We start from the raw sequence: 18,727 nt of genomic DNA, 5'->3' as shown, positions 1-18,727 counted from the left end.
GTCGCAGCAGACCTTGTGCTAACCTCCCGCCTTTGACAGTTACTGCCAACGCACGCTCCAAGACTGAACGCCCCCAAATTTGCCTCAGCCATTCATACAGAACGCGCTATCTCCCTGATGAACAAAGCAATTTCAGATTTCTCCAATCACACCCCGATGATGCAACAGTACTGGAAGCTGAAAAACCAGCATCCAGACCAGTTGATGTTCTACCGCATGGGCGATTTCTACGAGATCTTCTACGAAGATGCGAAGAAAGCCGCGAAACTCCTCGACATCACCCTGACCGCCCGTGGGCAGTCGGCCGGGCAGTCGATCCCCATGTGCGGTATCCCCTACCACGCGGCCGAAGGTTACCTGGCCAAGCTGGTGAAACTGGGCGAATCGGTCGTGATCTGTGAACAGGTCGGCGACCCGGCCACCAGCAAGGGCCCGGTCGACCGCCAGGTGGTGCGCATCATCACCCCCGGTACTGTCAGTGACGAAGCCCTGCTCGATGAGCGCCGCGATAACCTGATCGCCGCCGTGCTCGGGGATGAACGCCTGTTCGGCCTGGCCGTGCTGGATATCACCAGCGGCAACTTCACCGTGCTCGAACTCAAAGGCTGGGAAAACCTGCTGGCTGAGCTGGAGCGCATCAACCCGGTCGAGCTGCTGATCCCCGATGACTGGCCCCAGGGCCTGCCCGCGGAGAAACGCCGGGGTTCACGCCGCCGCGCCCCCTGGGACTTCGAGCGCGACTCCGCGCACAAGAGCCTGTGCCAACAGTTTTCCACCCAGGACCTGAAAGGCTTTGGCTGCGAAAAACTGACCCTGGCCATCGGCGCCGCCGGTTGCCTGCTCGGCTACGCCAAGGAAACCCAACGCACGGCCCTGCCCCACCTGCGCAGCCTCAAGCACGAGCGCCTGGACGACACCGTAGTGCTCGACGGCGCCAGCCGGCGCAATCTGGAACTGGACACCAACCTGGCCGGCGGGCGCGACAACACCCTGCAATCGGTGATCGACCGCTGCCAGACCGCCATGGGCAGCCGCCTGCTGACCCGCTGGTTGAACCGCCCGCTGCGCGACCTGAAGGTCCTGCAGGCGCGGCAAGGTTCGATCCAATGCCTGCTCGAAGGCTATCGCTTCGAGAAACTGCAGCCGCAACTCAAGGAAATCGGCGATATCGAGCGGATTCTCGCCCGGATCGGCCTGCGCAATGCCCGCCCACGCGACCTGGCACGGCTGCGCGATGCGCTCGGTGCGTTGCCGGAGCTGCAGAACGCCATGACCGAGCTCGAGGCCCCGCACCTTGCACGCCTGGCGGTGATCGCCGGTACCTACCCGGAACTGGCCAATCTGTTACAGAAGGCCATCATCGACAATCCGCCTGCGGTCATTCGCGATGGCGGCGTGCTGAAAACCGGTTATGACAGTGAACTCGACGACCTGCAGTCGCTCAGCGAGAACGCCGGCCAGTTCCTGATCGACCTCGAAGCCCGCGAAAAAGCCCGTACGGGCCTGGCCAACCTCAAGGTCGGCTATAATCGTATCCACGGCTATTTCATCGAATTGCCAAGCAAACAGGCCGAACAAGCGCCGGGCGACTATATTCGCCGGCAGACCCTCAAAGGCGCCGAACGTTTCATCACGCCGGAACTCAAGGCCTTTGAAGACAAGGCCCTGTCGGCCAAGAGCCGCGCCCTGGCTCGCGAGAAGTTGCTCTACGAAGCCTTGCTGGAGAACCTGATCGGGCACTTGCCGCCCTTGCAGGACACCGCAGCGGCCCTTGCCGAGCTGGATGTATTGAGCAACCTGGCCGAACGCGCGCTGAACCTGGACCTTAACTGCCCGACCTTCGTTGAAGAGCCGTGCATGCGCATCAGCCAGGGTCGTCACCCGGTGGTCGAACAGGTGCTGACCACACCGTTCGTGGCCAACGATCTGTCTCTTGACAACAACACCCGCATGCTGGTCATTACCGGCCCGAACATGGGCGGTAAATCCACCTATATGCGCCAGACTGCACTGATCGTGCTGATGGCCCATATCGGCAGCTTCGTCCCGGCAGCCAGCTGCCAATTGTCACTGGTGGACAGGATTTTCACCCGTATCGGCTCCAGCGATGACCTGGCCGGTGGCCGTTCCACCTTCATGGTGGAAATGAGCGAGACCGCCAATATCCTGCACAACGCCACCGAGCGCAGCCTGGTGTTGATGGATGAAGTCGGTCGCGGTACCAGTACGTTCGACGGCCTGTCGCTGGCCTGGGCTGCCGCCGAGCGTCTGGCCCAGCTACGCGCCTATACGTTGTTCGCCACGCACTATTTCGAGCTGACGGTCCTGCCGGAAAGCGAACCACTGGTCGCCAACGTGCACCTCAACGCCACCGAGCACAATGAGCGGATCGTGTTCCTGCATCACGTACTGCCAGGGCCTGCCAGCCAGAGTTATGGCCTGGCCGTGGCACAACTGGCCGGTGTTCCCGGCGCGGTGATTCAACGTGCGCGTGAACACCTGAGCCGCCTGGAGACATCCAGCCTACCGCATGAAGTATCGAGTCCTACACCCGGCAAGGCATCTGTACCACATCAAAGTGACCTGTTCGCCAGCCTGCCGCATCCGGTGATTGAAGAGCTATTGAGGACTGATATCGATGGGCTGACCCCGCGTCAGGCACTCGAATTGCTCTATACACTTAAGACACGGATCTAACGCAGACGCGCTCAAGCTGATAGAATCCCGCGCGGTTTGGGAATGCCGCGGACTCTTAGCCTGGTCCGCCGGCTGCCTGGCCCGAACCTAGCGGCCCTGTCTGGAAGGGCTCTGCTGCCGCCGCCTGAGGAGAGAATTAGAAATGACCTTCGTCGTCACCGACAACTGCATCAAGTGCAAGTACACCGACTGCGTAGAAGTCTGTCCGGTGGACTGCTTCTACGAAGGCCCGAACTTCCTGGTGATTCACCCGGATGAGTGCATCGATTGCGCACTGTGCGAGCCTGAATGCCCTGCGCAAGCCATTTTCTCGGAAGATGAAGTACCTGAGGACATGCAAGAATTCATTCAGTTGAATGTGGAGCTGGCCGAAATCTGGCCCAACATCACTGAGAAGAAAGATGCACTGCCAGATGCCGAAGAGTTTGACGGCGTCAAAGGCAAGATCAAGGATCTGGAGCGCTAAGCGCTAGCCGGCCTTGTCAAAAAAGCCCCTCGTGGGCTTTTTTTGTGCCCATCAAAAGTCGCATTTCAAGCAGGCAAAAAAAGGGGCGGTTTGACCCGCCCACATTTTTCCGTAGTCCCTGTTATCCCTTTCATCATCCTGATGAATCGCATCCTGCGATGTCCTTGGCCGTCATCCTTGATAGCCTGTGTCCGTCCGTAGACACAGTGCAGATAGTAGTGCGTCCAGTATTTGGAGCAACCGGGAAAATCTTTCAAGAAAAGACTCTTACCGTTGAGAAAAAAAGAAAAAACCCTTTTGTTTCAGCAAGATAGATTAATACCAAATCAAAAACGACAACCTTCCAGCGGGCCCTTTCAAGATTGCTTACATCGCGCGTGAGTAATCTCCTACATCAAACACTGAAACCAAGAAGTTCCCGATAACAATCAGTACGCCCAAATGAAAACGCCCCGAATCAATCGGGGCGTTGAGAGAACAACCGGTGTGTGCGCAAGGCCGCCTACTGGAACAGCGACTCGCTGGACAGACCATTCTTCTCGAGGATTTCACGCAAGCGTTTCAGGCCTTCGACCTGGATCTGACGCACCCGCTCACGGGTCAGGCCGATCTCAAGACCGACATCTTCCAGCGTACTGCTTTCATGGCCGCGCAAGCCAAAGCGCCGGACCACGACTTCACGCTGCTTGTCGGTAAGCTCGCTGAGCCACTGATCGATACTCTGCGACAGATCATCGTCCTGCAACAGCTCACAGGGGTCGGTAGGACGGTCATCGGTCAAGGTATCGAGCAACGTCTTGTCCGAATCCGGCCCCAGCGACACGTCGACGGAAGACACTCGTTCATTCAGGCCGAGCATGCGCTTGACCTCGCCGACCGGTTTTTCCAGCAAGCTGGCAATTTCTTCCGGGGAGGGCTCGTGATCGAGTTTCTGGGTCAGCTCGCGTGCAGCGCGAAGGTAGACGTTGAGCTCCTTGACCACATGAATCGGCAGCCGGATGGTCCGGGTCTGATTCATGATGGCGCGCTCGATGGTCTGACGAATCCACCACGTGGCGTAGGTGGAGAAGCGGAATCCGCGTTCAGGGTCGAACTTCTCGACCGCCCTGATCAACCCAAGGTTACCCTCTTCGATCAGGTCCAGCAGCGAAAGCCCGCGGTTGACGTAGCGGCGGGCGATTTTCACCACCAGGCGCAGATTGCTTTCGATCATGCGCTTGCGCCCGGCCGGGTCACCCTTTTGCGACAGGCGCGCAAAGTGGACTTCTTCTTCCGGAGAGAGCAATGGCGAAAAACCGATTTCATTGAGGTACAACTGGGTAGCATCGAGTGCTCGGGTGTAATCGATGTACTTGTGTTGTTTAAGCGTACTGGAGTGTTTGGCCTTGGTGCGAACCGTAGGTACAGCAGGTTTTTCGCTCGACACCATTTCCTGATCGATGATGGCCTCCATCAGGAGTACTTCATCGTCAATGTCAAACTCCGGCGCTTCTTTACTGAGAGCCATTGTTATAGTCCTTTGCTGAGTTCGACCTCAAGCTCAAGCGACGCCTGTCTCCTTGGCAACGCTTAAGCCTGTCCCCTCTACGTGAAAGAACAGGCTGGGTGCAATCAACGACGCGGCAAGAATTGCAACGGATCTACAGGCTTGCCCTGGCGGCGAATCTCAAAATGCAGCTTCACCCGGTCTGTGCCCGTGGAACCCATTTCGGCAATTGTCTGCCCTACCTTGACCTGCTGCCCCTCCCGTACCAACAGCCTGCGGTTGTGACCGTAGGCACTTACGTAGGTGTCACTGTGTTTGATGATCACTAATTCACCGTAGCCCCGCAAGCCACTCCCGGCGTACACAACCGAACCATCAGACGCAGCAAAAACAGGCTGTCCCAAATCCCCGGCGATATCAACGCCTTTATTCAAACTGCCGTTTGAAGAGAATTTGCCGATCAGCACGCCGTTGGCCGGCCAGGCCCAGCCACCCGCCACACGCTCGCCCGCAGGCACGGGCGTGACCACGGGCGCGGCGATTGGAGGCGTGACCGGCGCGGTCGCTACCACCGGAGCACCGTTGACCGGGCGCTTGATGACGGTAGTTTTAATGGAGGATGAAGGCGCGGCAACCGGGCCGGCTACCACCGTCGAGCCCGAGGAACTGGAGCGGCCGTCGAAGCGGATCGCTTGCCCCGGGCGAATTGTGTAGGGCGGCGGGATATTGTTGCGGGCAGCCAGGGCCTTGTAGTCCCAGCCATAACGAAAGGCGATCGAAAACAGGGTGTCGCCGCGCCGGACCACGTACTGCCCCGTGGTCACGACTGGACGCTTTGCAGCAGCGTTGTTGCGCTCCACTACCCCCACGCTGCTCGATTTCGTGCTGGAACACCCTGCCAATACGGTGCCGAAGGCAAAACCAATCACCAGAAGCTTTAAGCTCGATAGACCCGTACGCTGCCGAATGATTGTGAGACTCACCCGCCGCTCCCTTTAGTGGTGACCAATATAAAAAATGTAATAGCGCGCAATTATAACCAACCACAACCCTATTACGGGCAGTCCAGAGACAAACTATGAGTCAACATACTGTTCCGGGATTATTCGGGCACCGCAGATAGACCCGCAAGTTCAAACGGAATTCACTGGGGCCCGAAAAGCTTTTGTCAGGCCAGTGGCCCGTTGAGCAAGGGCACGAAACGCACCGCGCCGAGAACGCGCCGGGAGAAACCATGCTCCTCACGGACGATCAGCATCAAATGCTGGACTTCGCCGGCAGCGCCCACCGGAATGACCATTCGTCCACCCGGGGCCAGTTGATCGAGCAAGGCCTGGGGCACCTCGGCGGCCACGGCGGTGACGATGATCGCGTTGTACGGCGCCAGCGCCGGCCAGCCCTCGCAGCCATCGCCCCAGCGGAACACCACGTTGCGCAGGTTGAGTTCGACCAGGCGTTCCTTGGCCCGGTCCTGCAGCACCTTGATTCGCTCGACCGAGAACACCCGCTCGACCAGTTGCGCCAGCACGGCGGTCTGGTAACCCGAGCCGGTGCCGATTTCCAGAACCTTGTCCAGGGGGCCGGCCTCCAGCAGCAGCTCACTCATGTGAGCCACTATGTAAGGCTGGGAGATCGTCTGGTTGTGACCGATCGGCAGGGCAGTGTCTTCGTAGGCGCGGTGCGCCAGCGCTTCATCGACGAACAGGTGCCGTGGCGTGCGCTGGATCACTTCCAGCACGCGGGCGTTGGACACCCCTTCCTCGCGGAGGCGCTGGATCAGCCGCTCGCGCGTACGTTGCGAGGTCATGCCGATGCCACGCCGGTTCATATCGTCTTTTCCACGCATCAGCGCAGTCCCTCCAGCCAGTCTTCCATACGCTCAAAGGCATTATTGAACGTGCGGTCCAGCTGCAATGGGGTAATCGAGACAAACCCCTGCATCACCGCATGAAAGTCAGTGCCCGGGCCACCGTCTTCGGCATCGCCTGCCACGGCGATCCAGTAGCCTTCCTTGCCTCGCGGGTCGACCATCCTGGTGGGCGCCGCAGCACGCGCCCGATGGCCAAGGCGAGTCAGCTGCACACCGCGGATATGATCGAGCGGCAGGTTGGGAATGTTGATGTTGAGCACGGTACGCGGCGGCAGTTCGAGGGTGGCGTGCGACTCGATGAGCTTGCGCGCGAAATAGGCGGCGGTCGACAGGTTGTCGGGCTGGCGCGACAACAGCGAGAAGGCGAACGAGGTATTGCCCAGGAACCGCCCCTCCAGCGCGGCCGCAACCGTACCGGAATAGAGCACGTCATCGCCCAGGTTGGCCCCCAGGTTGATCCCCGAGACCACCATGTCAGGCTCGTAGGGCAACAGCCCGTTGAGCCCGAGATGCACGCAATCGGTCGGTGTCCCGTTCAGGCTGATGAAACCATTGGCCAGGGTTTGCGGGTGCAACGGCCGGTCGAGCGTCAGCGAGCTGCTGGCGCCGCTTTTGTCCTGGTCCGGGGCGATGACCACGCATTCGGCATAATCGGCCAGCGCAGCATGAAGTGCGGCCAGGCCGGGTGCAGTTACCCCATCATCGTTAGAAATCAGAATGCGCATGAGCTGTCCGTCTGCCCTGCTGACACCAGATCGACGAGTTCGCGCACCACGACGGTAGCGAAGCATCCGGCCGGAAGGACGAATTCCAATTGCAGAATATCAGGCTCGGGATAATGCCACGTCAACCCGCCAATGGGCAGCCGCAGGATGCGACGTTCGTGTGACATTCCCGCCTTGGCCAGCCAGGCGCACAGTGCGTGCTCGCGCGTGGCGACGGCCTGTTCGAGCTCATGAGCCCTGCCCGTCGCCGGTGAGTCGCCCTCGCCCCATTGGGGGCCGGTGGGGTGCAGGTCGAGAATGGCCAGGCGCGGGTCGCTGCATTCAGCGACGCCTGCCGGGAAAAAACTGCGGCTGTCGGTGAACGCCAGCAGGTCACCGACCAGCGCTGTGTTCCAACTGCCATCGGCCACGCGGGCGGCGAGCACCTGATTGAACACATAGCTGCGCGCCGTAGACAGCAGCCGCGAGCGCACGTTGCGCTGCTCCGGCAAGGCCTGGCGCTCGGCCCACTGGCGGGCGTCGAACAGATTGCCGCCCTGATGACCGAAGCGCTGGGTGCCGAAATAGTTCGGTACGCCTTGCTGCTTGATCTGCTCCAGGCGCACTTGCAAGGCGTCCGGGTCGGCGCTGAGCTGGGTCAGGCGCAGGGTGAAACCGTTGGCCGAATGCGCACCGCGCTGCAGCTTGCGTTGGTGCCGGGCGATTTTCAGGATACGCAGGGTGTCGTTTTCAGCGGCGGTCAGATCCGGGTCGGCCTTGCCCGGCAAATGCAGGCTGAACCATTGCCGGGTCAGCGCCTGGCGATCCTTCAGACCGGCATAGCTGACAGTGCGCAGCGGTACGCCGGCAGCCTTGGCCAGGCGACGCGCCGCTTCTTCGGTATTGAGCCCGCGCTTCTCCACCCAAAGCCAGAGGTGCTCGCCAGTGCCGGACAGGGGAATGTCCAGTACTTCGTCGACCTGGAAATCTTCTGCCGTGGCCTTGAGAACGGCGCTGCCCAGTGCGTCGCCGAAGGTGCGCGGGCCGAGTAGTTCGAGTTCCGTCATGCTGGCAACAACAAGGCAACGGCGTGGACCGCGATGCCTTCTTCGCGGCCAGTGAAACCGAGCTTCTCGGTTGTAGTGGCCTTGACGTTCACCTGGTCGGGCTCGACCTGCAGGTCAGCGGCAATCAGCGCGCGCATGGCGTCGATATGCGGCGCCATTTTCGGCGCCTGGGCGACAATGGTGGCGTCGACATTGCCGACCTTCCAGCCCTTGGCCTGGACAATGCCGACCACATGGCGAAGCAGCACGCGGCTGTCGGCGCCCTTGAACTGCGGATCGGTGTCGGGAAAGTGCTTGCCGATATCGCCCAGTGCGGCGGCACCGAGCAAGGCGTCGCTCAGGGCGTGCAGCAATACGTCGCCATCGGAGTGCGCAAGCAGCCCGAATGTGTGCGCGATACGCACGCCTCCCAAGGTTATGAATTCGCCTTCAGCGAAACGGTGCACATCGTAGCCGTGGCCAATACGCATATAAAAAACGCCCCGATTGAGTCAGGGCGTGATTCTACCTACTTTGTCCGACAATGGGCTCGATTTGTCCCTGCGCGTTACACAACAGTGGCTGTCAGGCCAACGCCTGCGCATGGTGGTGCAAATGATCGTCGATGAAGCTCGCGATAAAGTAGTAGCTATGGTCATAACCTGGCTGCATCCGCAGCTCCAGCCGGTGCCCCACCGCACGCGCAGCCTGGACCAGGGCCTCGGGCTTGAGTTGGGTGGCGAGGAAGTCGTCGCGATCACCCTGATCGACCAGCAACGGCAGTTTCTCCCCGGCCTCGGCGATCAGTACGCTTGCATCCCACTCACGCCAGCGCGAACGCTCCTCGCCCAGGTAACGCGAGAAAGCCTTTTGCCCCCACGGGCAGTCGATCGGATTGCTGATCGGCGCAAACGCCGAAACCGAACGATAGCGCCCGGGGTTGCGCAAGGCACAGACCAGCGCACCATGGCCACCCATGGAGTGGCCGCTTATGCCCCGACGATCGGAGGCCGGGAAATGCGCCTCGACCAGCTCCGGCAACTCCTGCACCACATAATCGTGCATGCGGTAATGCTCGGCCCAGGGTTGCTGGGTGGCATTGAGATAGAAGCCGGCACCCAGGCCAAAGTCCCAGGCACCGTCCAGGTCGCCCGGAACCTGCGGGCCACGCGGGCTGGTATCGGGCGCCACGATGATCAACCCCAGCTCGGCCGCGAGCTTGTGGGCCCCGGCCTTTTGCATGAAATTCTCGTCGGTGCAGGTCAAGCCGGACAGCCAGTACAGCACGGGCAGCTTGCCGCCCTGCTCGGCCTGCGGCGGCAGGTACACGGCAAACACCATGTCACAGCCCAGCACCGTGGAATGGTGCTTGTAACGCTTGTGCCAGCCGCCGAAGCTTTTCTGGCAGGAAAGGTTTTCCAGGCTCATGGCGGACCTCAGAAATGGATGACGCTACGAATGCTCTTGCCTTCATGCATCAGGTCAAAAGCCTTGTTGATGTCTTCCAGGCCCATGGTATGGGTGATGAAGGTGTCCAGCGGGATTTCGCCCTTCTCGGCCATTTCCACATAGCTCGGCAGCTCGCTGCGGCCACGCACGCCACCAAAGGCCGAACCGCGCCAGACGCGACCGGTCACCAGCTGGAACGGACGGGTAGAGATTTCCTGGCCGGCACCGGCCACCCCGATGATCACCGACTCGCCCCAGCCCTTGTGGCAGCATTCCAGCGCCGCACGCATCAACTGGACGTTACCGATGCACTCGAAGGAGAAGTCGACGCCACCATCGGTGAGGTCGACAATCACTTCCTGGATCGGACGATCGTAGTCTTTCGGGTTGACGCAATCGGTGGCGCCCAGTTGACGGGCGATTTCAAACTTGGCCGGGTTGATGTCGATGGCGATGATGCGGCTGGCCTTGGCCTTGACCGCACCGATGACCGCCGACAGGCCGATCCCGCCGAGACCGAAAATAGCCACGGTATCGCCCGGCTTGACCTTCGCCGTGTTGAGCACCGCGCCAATGCCGGTGGTCACGCCGCAACCGAGCAGGCAGACCTTTTCCAGCGGCGCTTCTTTTTGAATCTTGGCCACGGAGATTTCCGGCAGCACGGTGTACTCGGAGAAAGTCGAAGTTCCCATGTAGTGGAACAGTTGCTGGCCCTTGTAGGAAAAGCGCGTGGTGCCATCAGGCATCAGGCCCTTGCCCTGGGTCGCGCGAATGGCCTGGCACAGGTTGGTCTTGCCCGACAGGCAGAATTTGCACTTGCCACACTCAGGCGTGTAGAGCGGGATTACGTGATCACCGATAGCCACCGAGGTCACGCCCTCGCCGATGGCCTCGACAATGGCGCCACCTTCGTGACCGAGAATCGACGGGAAGATGCCTTCCGGATCCGCGCCGGACAACGTGTATGCATCGGTATGGCAGACGCCGGAGGCGACAACGCGCAGCAGCACTTCACCGGCCTTGGGCATCGCCACGTCGACTTCAACGATCTCCAGCGGTTTCTTGGCCTCGAAGGCTACGGCAGCACGGGACTTGATCATCATCTTCTCCAGCAGGGGGGACAGTAGTCTGCCAGTGTAATTGAGCCTCGAATGATGAATAATCCAGGCAAATGCAAAACATTATTGCCATGCAGGGATAATCAATGAGCGAGAATCGCTGGGAAGGGATCGATGAGTTCGTCGCCGTGGCCGAGTGCAGTCAATTCACGGCGGCCGCCGAGCGGCTGGGTGTATCGTCCTCGCACATCAGCCGGCAGATCGCCCGCCTGGAAGAGCGATTGCAGACGCGCCTTCTCTACCGCAGTACGCGCCGGGTGGCGCTGACCGAAGCCGGCCAGACGTTCCTGCAGCATTGTCAGCGCCTGCAGGACGGGCGCGAGGAAGCCCTGCGCGCAGTAGGCGATCTCACCAGCGAACCGAAGGGGTTGTTGCGCATGACCTGTGCGGTGGCCTATGGCGAGCGCTTCATCGTGCCGCTGGTGACTCAGTTCATGGGGCTTTACCCGCAGTTGCGGGTGGACATCGAGTTGAGTAACCGGACCCTGGACCTGGTTCACGAGGGCCTGGACCTGGCGATACGCCTGGGGCGCCTGCAGGAGTCGCGACTGGTAGCGGCACGCCTGGCTCCGCGGCGCATGTACTTGTGCGCATCGCCCTCCTACCTTGAACGTTACGGTCGCCCGCACAGCCTTTCGGAGCTTGGTCGGCACAATTGCCTGATCGGCAGCTCGGACCTCTGGCAATTGCAGCAGAACGGGCGCGAGTTTTCCCAGCGGGTCCAGGGCAACTGGCGCTGCAACAGTGGCCAGGCGGTGCTCGACGCGGCGCTTAGGGGGGTGGGGTTGTGCCAGCTGCCTGACTACTATGTGCTCGAGCATTTGCACAGTGGTGCGCTGGTTTCCTTGCTTGAAGCCCATCAGCCGCCGAACACGGCGGTTTGGGCGCTGTACCCGCAGCAGCGGCATCTGTCGCCCAAGGTGCGCAAGTTGGTGGATTATTTAAGGGAGGGGTTGGCTGGCAGGCCGGAGTACTCAGCGCCATAGTGGACAGGCTTTCAGGCCCCATCGCTGGCAAGCCAGCTCCCACAGGGATTGAAGTCGTTCACAAAATATTGGCCTGACACCAGTCTCTTGTGGGAGCTGGCTTGCCAGCGATGAGGCCATCAGCGACGCATCGCCCACCGCTGGCGCAACCACTCCAGGTCTTCAGGCCGGGTAACCTTGATATTGTCCGAACGCCCTTCGATCAGCCGCGGCGCCTGCCCCGCCCATTCAATGGCCGAAGCCTCATCGGTAATCGCCACATCGGCCACCAGGCTGTCAGCCAGCGCCCGATGCAACGCACCCAGGCGAAACATCTGCGGCGTATAGGCCTGCCAGATCGTGCTGCGGTCAACCGTGGCACTGACCCGCCCGTTGGCATCGGCCCGCTTGAGGGTATCGCGCGCCGGCACCGCCAGCAGGCCCCCGACCGGGTCATCGGCCAGTTCTGCCAGCAGCTTGTCCAGATCGGAACGGGCCAGGTTCGGTCGTGCGGCGTCATGGACCAACACCCAATCGTCATCGGCAGCCCCCTGGGCATGCAACAACAACAAGGCATTGAGTACGGAATCGGCCCGCTCGCGGCCCCCGGCGGCGCGCTGGATACGCGGGTCGCTGGCGCTTTGCAGCGTCGGCCAGAAAGGATCGTCAACCGCCAGGCTGACTACCAGCCCCTTCAGGCAGGGGTGGTCGAGAAAACAGTCGAGGCTATGCTCGAGGATGGTCCGCGCGCCCAGTTGCAGGTATTGCTTGGGACGGTCGGCAGCCATACGGGCACCGATGCCCGCGGCCGGAATCACTGCCCAGAAGGCAGGCAGAGACGACATCATTGGGCCAACTGGTAGAGGGTTTCACCCTCCTTGACCATGCCCAGTTCATGGCGAGCACGTTCTTCAACGGTCTCCATGCCTTTTTTCAACTCCAGCACTTCCGCATCCAGGACACGGTTGCGCTCCAGCAGACGCTCGTTCTCGGCGTGCTGGTCAGCGATTTGCTGCTTCAGGTCGGCCACCTGCGCCAGGCTTCCATTACCCACCCAGAGGCGATACTGCAGGCCACCGAGCAGTAGAAGCAAGACGAGGAACAACCAGTAGGGACTGCGCATCAAGGTATCCAGTGGAAAAAGACAGCCGCATCCATGAAACGACTGAAGGCACGAAGCCCGGCATCGGCCAGGCTTTGTGCTGTGTAGCGCTCACAGTAGGAAGCATCTGAAGGACCATTGCGTGACATTTCAGACGCAAACTAGTGTCTTTTTACCATCTATTGCTTAGCCGCGAAACTCGGCACGGCCGTTGTACTTCGCCTTGGCGCCCAGTTGCTCTTCGATACGCAGCAATTGGTTGTACTTGGAAACGCGGTCGGAACGGCACAGCGAACCGGTCTTGATCTGGCCAGCAGCAGTACCCACCGCCAGGTCGGCAATGGTCGAGTCTTCGGTTTCGCCCGAACGGTGGGAGATCACCGCGGTGTAACCGGCGGCCTTGGCCATCTGGATGGCTTCCAGGGTTTCGGTCAGGGTGCCGATCTGGTTGAACTTGATCAGGATCGAGTTGGCGATCTTCTTGTCGATGCCTTCTTTCAGGATCTTGGTGTTGGTTACGAACAGGTCGTCACCGACCAGCTGCACCTTGTCGCCGATCTTGTCGGTGAGGATTTTCCAGCCAGCCCAGTCGGACTCGTCCAGGCCATCTTCGATGGAGATGATCGGGTAACGCTCGGTCAGGCCTTTGAGGTAGTCGGCAAAACCAGCAGCGTCGAACGCCTTGCCTTCGCCAGCCAGATCGTACTTGCCGTCCTTGTAGAATTCGCTGGCAGCGCAGTCCAGGGCCAGGGTCACGTCGGTGCCCAGCTTGTAACCGGCATTGGCCACGGCTTCGGCGATTGCCGACAGCGCGTCTTCGTTGGACGCCAGGTTAGGGGCGAAACCACCTTCGTCACCGACAGCGGTGTTCAGGCCACGGGCCTTCAGCACAGCCTTGAGGTGATGGAAAATCTCGGTGCCCATGCGCAGACCTTCCGAGAAGGTCTTGGCGCCAACCGGCTGAACCATGAACTCCTGGATGTCGACGTTGTTATCGGCGTGCTCGCCACCGTTGATGATGTTCATCATCGGCACCGGCATGGAGTACACGCCCGGGGTACCGTTGAGGTTGGCGATGTGTGCGTACAGCGGCAGGTCCTGGTCGTGGGCGGCAGCCTTTGCAGCGGCCAGGGACACGGCGAGGATCGCGTTGGCGCCCAGGCTGCCCTTGTTCTCGGTGCCATCGAGCTCGATCATGGTGCGGTCGAGGGCTTTCTGGTCAAGCGGGTCCTTGCCCAGCAGCGCAGCGCGGATCGGGCCGTTGATGTTGGCCACGGCCTTGAGTACGCCCTTGCCCATGTAACGGCTCTTGTCGCCATCACGCAGCTCAAGTGCCTCACGCGAGCCGGTGGAAGCACCGGACGGCGCGCAGGCACTGCCGATGATGCCGTTGTCGAGAAGCACGTCCGCTTCCACAGTGGGATTGCCACGGGAGTCGAGAACTTCACGACCTTTGATGTCGACGATTTTAGCCATTGTTGTAAGTACTCCAAGATTGACGAAAACGACGCAGCTGAGAGAAATCTGTTGCCATCGTCAGGCGCTGACCAACGGGCAGGTCTGAAGACGACAAGGCTCTGGCCCGAGGGCCAGAGAAATAATCGTGCGATACTTTACCGGAGAATCGAGGATTACGCGGTTTCTACCGTCGGAAAACTTTTAACAAGTTCATCCAATGCCTTGAGCTGAGCCAGGAACGGCTCGAGCTTGTCCAGGCGCAAGGCACAAGGACCGTCACACTTGGCGTTATCCGGGTCCGGATGCGCCTCGAGGAACAGCCCGGCAAGACCCTGGCTCAGGCCGGCCTTGGCCAGGTCAGTGACCTGGGCACGGCGACCACCGGCGGAATCGGCGCGACCACCCGGCATCTGTAGGGAGTGGGTCACGTCGAAGAACACCGGGTATTCGAACTGCTTCATGATGCCGAAGCCGAGCATATCCACGACCAGGTTGTTGTAACCGAAGCTCGAACCACGCTCACAGAGGATCAACTGGTCATTTCCGGCTTCTTCGCATTTGGTCAGGATGTGCTTCATTTCCTGAGGCGCGAGGAACTGGGCCTTCTTGATGTTGATGACCGCACCGGTTTTGGCCATGGCCACGACCAGATCGGTCTGGCGCGACAGGAAGGCCGGCAACTGGATGATGTCGCAGACTTCGGCGACAACGGCAGCCTGCTCCGGCTCATGAACGTCAGTGATCAGCGGCACGCCGAAGGTGCTTTTGACCTCTTCGAAAATCCGCATGCCCTCTTCCAGGCCCGGGCCACGATAGGAGCTTATCGACGAGCGATTGGCCTTGTCGAAGCTGGCCTTGAACACGTAAGGGATACCGAGTTTCTCGGTGACCCGTACGTACTCTTCACAGACCTGCATCGCCATGTCGCGGCTTTCCAGCACGTTCATGCCGCCAAACAGCACCATGGGCTTGTCGTTGGCGATTTCGATGTTGCCTACGCGGATGATCTTCTGCGCCATGCTTTTCAGTCCCCGGATCAGGCTTTCTTCTGATATTGAGCCAAAGCGGCCTTGACGAAGCCACTGAACAGCGGGTGGCCGTCACGTGGGGTCGATGTGAATTCCGGGTGGAACTGGCAAGCGACGAACCATGGATGGTCGTTGGCTTCAACCACTTCGACCAGCGCGCCATCACCGGAACGCCCGGAAATTTTCAGGCCGGCTTCCATCAACTGAGGCAGCAGCTTGTTGTTCACTTCATAGCGGTGACGATGACGCTCGACGATCACGTCCTTGGCATAGCAGTCATGGACCTTGGTGCCGTTTTCCAGCTGGCACTCCTGGGCACCCAGGCGCATGGTGCCGCCCAGGTCGGAGGCTTCGGTACGGGTTTCGACTGCGCCGGTGGCATCTTCCCACTCGGTGATCAGGCCCACGACCGGGTGACCGCAGGTGCGATCGAACTCGGTGGAGTTGGCGTCCTTCCAGCCCATGACGTTGCGGGCGAACTCGATCACGGCGACCTGCATCCCCAGGCAGATGCCCAGGTACGGAACCTTGTTCTCACGAGCGTACTGCACCGCGGTGATCTTGCCTTCGACCCCACGCAGACCGAAGCCGCCCGGTACCAGAATGGCGTCGACGCCTTCGAGCAACTCGGTACCCTGGTTCTCGATGTCTTCGGAATCGATATAGCGCAGGTTGACCTTGGTGCGGTTCTGGATGCCGGCGTGGCTCATCGCTTCGATCAGCGACTTGTAAGCGTCCAGCAGCTCCATGTATTTGCCGACCATGGCGATGGTGACTTCATGCTCGGGATTGAGCTTGGCGTCGACCACTTTTTCCCACTCGGAAAGGTCAGCACCGCCACATTGCAGGCCGAAGCGCTCGACGACGAAGTCGTCCAGGCCCTGGGCGTGCAGCACGGCCGGGATCTTGTAGATGGTATCGACGTCTTCCAGGGAGATCACCGCACGCTCTTCAACGTTGGTGAACAGCGCGATCTTGCGGCGCGAGGAAACGTCGACCGGATGGTCGGAACGGCAAATCAGCACGTCCGGCTGCAGACCGATGGAGCGCAGCTCCTTGACCGAGTGTTGCGTCGGCTTGGTCTTGGTCTCGCCAGCGGTGGCGATGTACGGAACCAGCGTCAGGTGCATCAGCATCGCGCGCTTGGCGCCGACTTCGACACGCAGCTGACGGATCGCCTCGAGGAACGGTTGCGACTCGATGTCACCCACGGTGCCACCGATCTCGACCATTGCCACGTCGGCGTCGCCGGCACCCTTGATGATGCGGCGCTTGATTTCGTCGGTGATGTGCGGAATCACCTGGATGGTGGCGCCCAGGTAGTCACCACGGCGCTCCTTGCGCAACACGTGCTCGTAGACACGGCCCGTGGTGAAGTTGTTGTTCTGGGTCATGGTCGTGCGGATGAACCGCTCGTAGTGGCCCAGGTCCAGGTCGGTCTCAGCACCGTCATGGGTGACGAACACTTCACCGTGCTGGAACGGGCTCATGGTACCCGGGTCGACGTTGATGTACGGGTCCAGCTTGAGCATGGTGACCTTAAGTCCCCGCGCCTCCAGGATGGCCGCCAATGATGCCGATGCAATGCCTTTCCCCAATGAAGAAACAACACCGCCCGTGACGAAGATGTAGCGCGTCATGAAAAACCCTAGAAGTCTGCGTTAAAGCGGTCAGAGCCGCCGGGGAAAGCGAAGGAAGGCCGAAGCCCCCGATCACCTGCATTATTCACGGTGCACGTCGAAAAACAGCTGCGTTTGTACAGACCGGGATAAAACGACCCGGTACGGCGCTCGCTACACATTTTTAGAATCGCCCAGCAAAGACTGCTTGGTAATCGGCAACTGCTGCGATTCAGAAGAATCCACAGAAGTTGTATCAAGAAGGGAGCGTAGTCTACCGGAAACGGCCTTTCATCTCAAACGTTGCGCGTTCGTCGGTGGCACCCAGTGCAATTGCCAGCCCCGGGCCCCTGCTCCAGGCAGGTTTGCCGCCGCCAGCAACTGACCATCGCGGTACAGCAGCGGCAATCGGCCGCGGGCGAACAGGGGCAGGCCCCACTCGTTGAGCAGCCGCTTGAGATCGCGCGCCCCGCGCGGCATTTGCTCCAGCACTTCGCCGCCCTGGCGATAGCGAACTTCATAGCGACCCTGCGGCAAGATGCCGCTCAGATGCACGGTGCCATTACCCGGCAACGCCAGGGCCCGGCCCGGATCGTCCCAGGCAATCGACTCTCCCGGTGGCTGCAACCAGCTACCCGACAACCACCACAGGCGCCCGACCGCCCTGTGCATTTCGCCGTCGGTCAGGCGCCAGATCGGCCGGGCGTCGTCACCGGCATCGCGCAAACTGTCCCAGCCGGCCCAGTGCCGGCTGTCGGGCAGGCGCGTGCAGGCCACCAGCCAATATTGCAATGCATTGCGCTGGCGCGCCGGTGACAGCCGTCGCAGAGGCTCCAGTACCAGCGACGGCAGGCCCAGCCAGTCGAAATCACTCGGCGCCGAGGCAGCACTCAAGTCCTGCTCGGCTACTTCGTCGAGCAGGCCCTGGGCTTCGCTCAGATGTACGGCGCTACGGGCCATGTTCGCAGCCGCTTGGGGCCAGCGCAGGGCAAGCGAAGGAAATACCTGGTGACGTAGAAAGTTGCGTGAGAAGCGACTGTCGGTGTTGGAAGGATCTTCGATCCACTGCAGCGAATGCGCCTGGGCGTACGCCAGCAATTGACTGCGCGAGCATTCGAGCATTGGCCGCACCAGCTCACCAAGGCCCAAGGGCCGGTGCGTGGGGATCGCCGTCAGACCACGCAGCCCGGCACCGCGCAACAAGCGAAACAGCAGGGTTTCGGCCTGATCTTCACGGTGTTGCGCCGTCAACAGCACTTCACCGGCCTGCAGCACCTGCTCGAAGGCCGTGTAACGCGCTTCACGGGCTTGCTGCTCCAGACTCGCTCCAGGCTGCACCTGCACCTCGATGACCTGCAAGGGCAGATTCAGGGCCTTGCAGAGCCGTCGGCAGTGTTCCGGCCAGGGATCGGCCGCGATCTGCAAACCATGATGAACATGGATGACGCTCAAAGGGGGCAAGGCGTGCTGTTGGGCCAGGTCGGCCAGGAGGTGGAGCAGGACGGTGGAGTCCAGGCCGCCCGAGAGGGCGATGTGCCAGGCGGGGGCGTTGCGCCAGGGGGCCAGATTGGTTAGCAGTCGACTCTGGAGGGTATTCATGGAACTGGCACTCGTTGCGAGCGCTTTGCGCTCGATCGCTGGCAAGCCAGCTCCCACAGTAATCCGCGGCGGCACCACATTTTGTGGTTGCACTGGCCCCTGTGGGAGCTGGCTTGCCAG

At 60.8% G+C, this 18,727-nt stretch carries 17 protein-coding genes; 3 read left to right on the top strand and 14 right to left on the bottom strand.

Features of this window, described 5'->3' with window-relative positions:
* The first annotated feature begins 129 nt into the window (after window positions 1-129).
* Window positions 130-2,697: a DNA mismatch repair protein MutS gene (gene mutS / locus NVV94_RS06235; RefSeq protein ID WP_258447631.1), complete on the top strand. Its 2,568-nt coding sequence runs from the start codon at window positions 130-132 to the stop codon at window positions 2,695-2,697.
* Between the two features lie 142 nt (window positions 2,698-2,839).
* Window positions 2,840-3,163 carry a ferredoxin FdxA gene (gene fdxA / locus NVV94_RS06230; protein ID WP_065760817.1) on the top strand — a complete coding sequence of 108 codons (324 nt, stop codon included), beginning with the start codon at window positions 2,840-2,842 and terminating at the stop codon, window positions 3,161-3,163.
* Window positions 3,164-3,665: 502 nt separating this feature from the next.
* On the opposite strand, the gene rpoS is transcribed toward fdxA, so the two are convergent.
* From rpoS to NVV94_RS06190, 8 genes are all read right to left on the bottom strand, one after another.
* Window positions 3,666-4,670: an RNA polymerase sigma factor RpoS gene (gene rpoS / locus NVV94_RS06225; protein ID WP_258446357.1), complete on the bottom strand. Its 1,005-nt coding sequence runs from the start codon at window positions 4,668-4,670 to the stop codon at window positions 3,666-3,668.
* Between the two features lie 104 nt (window positions 4,671-4,774).
* Window positions 4,775-5,632, bottom strand: coding sequence for a peptidoglycan DD-metalloendopeptidase family protein (locus NVV94_RS06220; protein WP_258446356.1), 858 nt, complete (start codon window positions 5,630-5,632; stop codon window positions 4,775-4,777).
* Window positions 5,633-5,817: 185 nt separating this feature from the next.
* Entirely contained in the window at window positions 5,818-6,456 is a 639-nt protein-coding gene (locus NVV94_RS06215; RefSeq protein WP_258447630.1) for a protein-L-isoaspartate(D-aspartate) O-methyltransferase, read from the bottom strand.
* 38 nt (window positions 6,457-6,494) lie between these two features.
* Window positions 6,495-7,244 (bottom strand): 5'/3'-nucleotidase SurE, encoded by a 750-nt coding sequence (gene surE, locus NVV94_RS06210; RefSeq protein WP_258446355.1) that lies wholly within the window; start codon window positions 7,242-7,244, stop codon window positions 6,495-6,497.
* Window positions 7,232-8,290: a tRNA pseudouridine(13) synthase TruD gene (gene truD / locus NVV94_RS06205; RefSeq protein WP_258446354.1), complete on the bottom strand. Its 1,059-nt coding sequence runs from the start codon at window positions 8,288-8,290 to the stop codon at window positions 7,232-7,234. The genes surE and truD overlap by 13 nt, the downstream gene beginning before the upstream one ends.
* Complete coding sequence (ispF, locus tag NVV94_RS06200) at window positions 8,287-8,760, bottom strand: 2-C-methyl-D-erythritol 2,4-cyclodiphosphate synthase (protein ID WP_258446353.1); 474 nt, start codon at window positions 8,758-8,760, stop codon at window positions 8,287-8,289. The genes truD and ispF overlap by 4 nt, the downstream gene beginning before the upstream one ends.
* A 94-nt stretch (window positions 8,761-8,854) precedes the next feature.
* Entirely contained in the window at window positions 8,855-9,697 is an 843-nt protein-coding gene (gene fghA, locus NVV94_RS06195; RefSeq protein WP_258446352.1) for an S-formylglutathione hydrolase, read from the bottom strand.
* A gap of 8 nt (window positions 9,698-9,705) precedes the next feature.
* Window positions 9,706-10,818 carry an S-(hydroxymethyl)glutathione dehydrogenase/class III alcohol dehydrogenase gene (locus NVV94_RS06190; RefSeq protein ID WP_258446351.1) on the bottom strand — a complete coding sequence of 371 codons (1,113 nt, stop codon included), beginning with the start codon at window positions 10,816-10,818 and terminating at the stop codon, window positions 9,706-9,708.
* Between the two features lie 104 nt (window positions 10,819-10,922).
* Here NVV94_RS06190 and NVV94_RS06185 point away from each other — a divergent pair, with 104 nt between their 5' ends.
* Window positions 10,923-11,822, top strand: a complete 900-nt coding sequence (locus tag NVV94_RS06185; RefSeq protein ID WP_258446350.1) for a LysR substrate-binding domain-containing protein — start codon at window positions 10,923-10,925, stop codon at window positions 11,820-11,822.
* A 119-nt stretch (window positions 11,823-11,941) separates the two neighbouring features.
* On the opposite strand, the gene ispD is transcribed toward NVV94_RS06185, so the two are convergent.
* From ispD to tilS, 6 genes are all read right to left on the bottom strand, one after another.
* Window positions 11,942-12,649 (bottom strand): 2-C-methyl-D-erythritol 4-phosphate cytidylyltransferase, encoded by a 708-nt coding sequence (gene ispD / locus NVV94_RS06180; protein ID WP_258446349.1) that lies wholly within the window; start codon window positions 12,647-12,649, stop codon window positions 11,942-11,944.
* Window positions 12,646-12,924 (bottom strand): cell division protein FtsB, encoded by a 279-nt coding sequence (gene ftsB, locus NVV94_RS06175; RefSeq protein ID WP_043863271.1) that lies wholly within the window; start codon window positions 12,922-12,924, stop codon window positions 12,646-12,648. Before ftsB ends, ispD begins: the two co-directional genes overlap by 4 nt.
* A gap of 165 nt (window positions 12,925-13,089) precedes the next feature.
* The gene (gene eno, locus NVV94_RS06170; RefSeq protein ID WP_258446348.1) at window positions 13,090-14,379 is read right to left on the bottom strand and encodes a phosphopyruvate hydratase; all 1,290 of its coding nucleotides are present in this window, start codon (window positions 14,377-14,379) and stop codon (window positions 13,090-13,092) included.
* 155 nt (window positions 14,380-14,534) lie between these two features.
* Window positions 14,535-15,380, bottom strand: a complete 846-nt coding sequence (gene kdsA, locus NVV94_RS06165) for a 3-deoxy-8-phosphooctulonate synthase (RefSeq protein WP_258446347.1) — start codon at window positions 15,378-15,380, stop codon at window positions 14,535-14,537.
* 17 nt (window positions 15,381-15,397) lie between these two features.
* The gene (locus NVV94_RS06160) at window positions 15,398-17,029 is read right to left on the bottom strand and encodes a CTP synthase (RefSeq protein ID WP_258446346.1); all 1,632 of its coding nucleotides are present in this window, start codon (window positions 17,027-17,029) and stop codon (window positions 15,398-15,400) included.
* A 270-nt stretch (window positions 17,030-17,299) separates the two neighbouring features.
* Window positions 17,300-18,607, bottom strand: coding sequence for a tRNA lysidine(34) synthetase TilS (gene tilS, locus NVV94_RS06155; RefSeq protein ID WP_258446345.1), 1,308 nt, complete (start codon window positions 18,605-18,607; stop codon window positions 17,300-17,302).
* Window positions 18,608-18,727 lie beyond the last annotated feature (120 nt).

It is taken from the genome of Pseudomonas sp. LS1212, from assembly GCF_024741815.1.
Lineage (GTDB): Bacteria > Pseudomonadota > Gammaproteobacteria > Pseudomonadales > Pseudomonadaceae > Aquipseudomonas.
The sequence above is the reverse complement of the archived record's forward strand: the minus strand, read 5'-3'. Positions and strand labels throughout refer to the sequence as shown.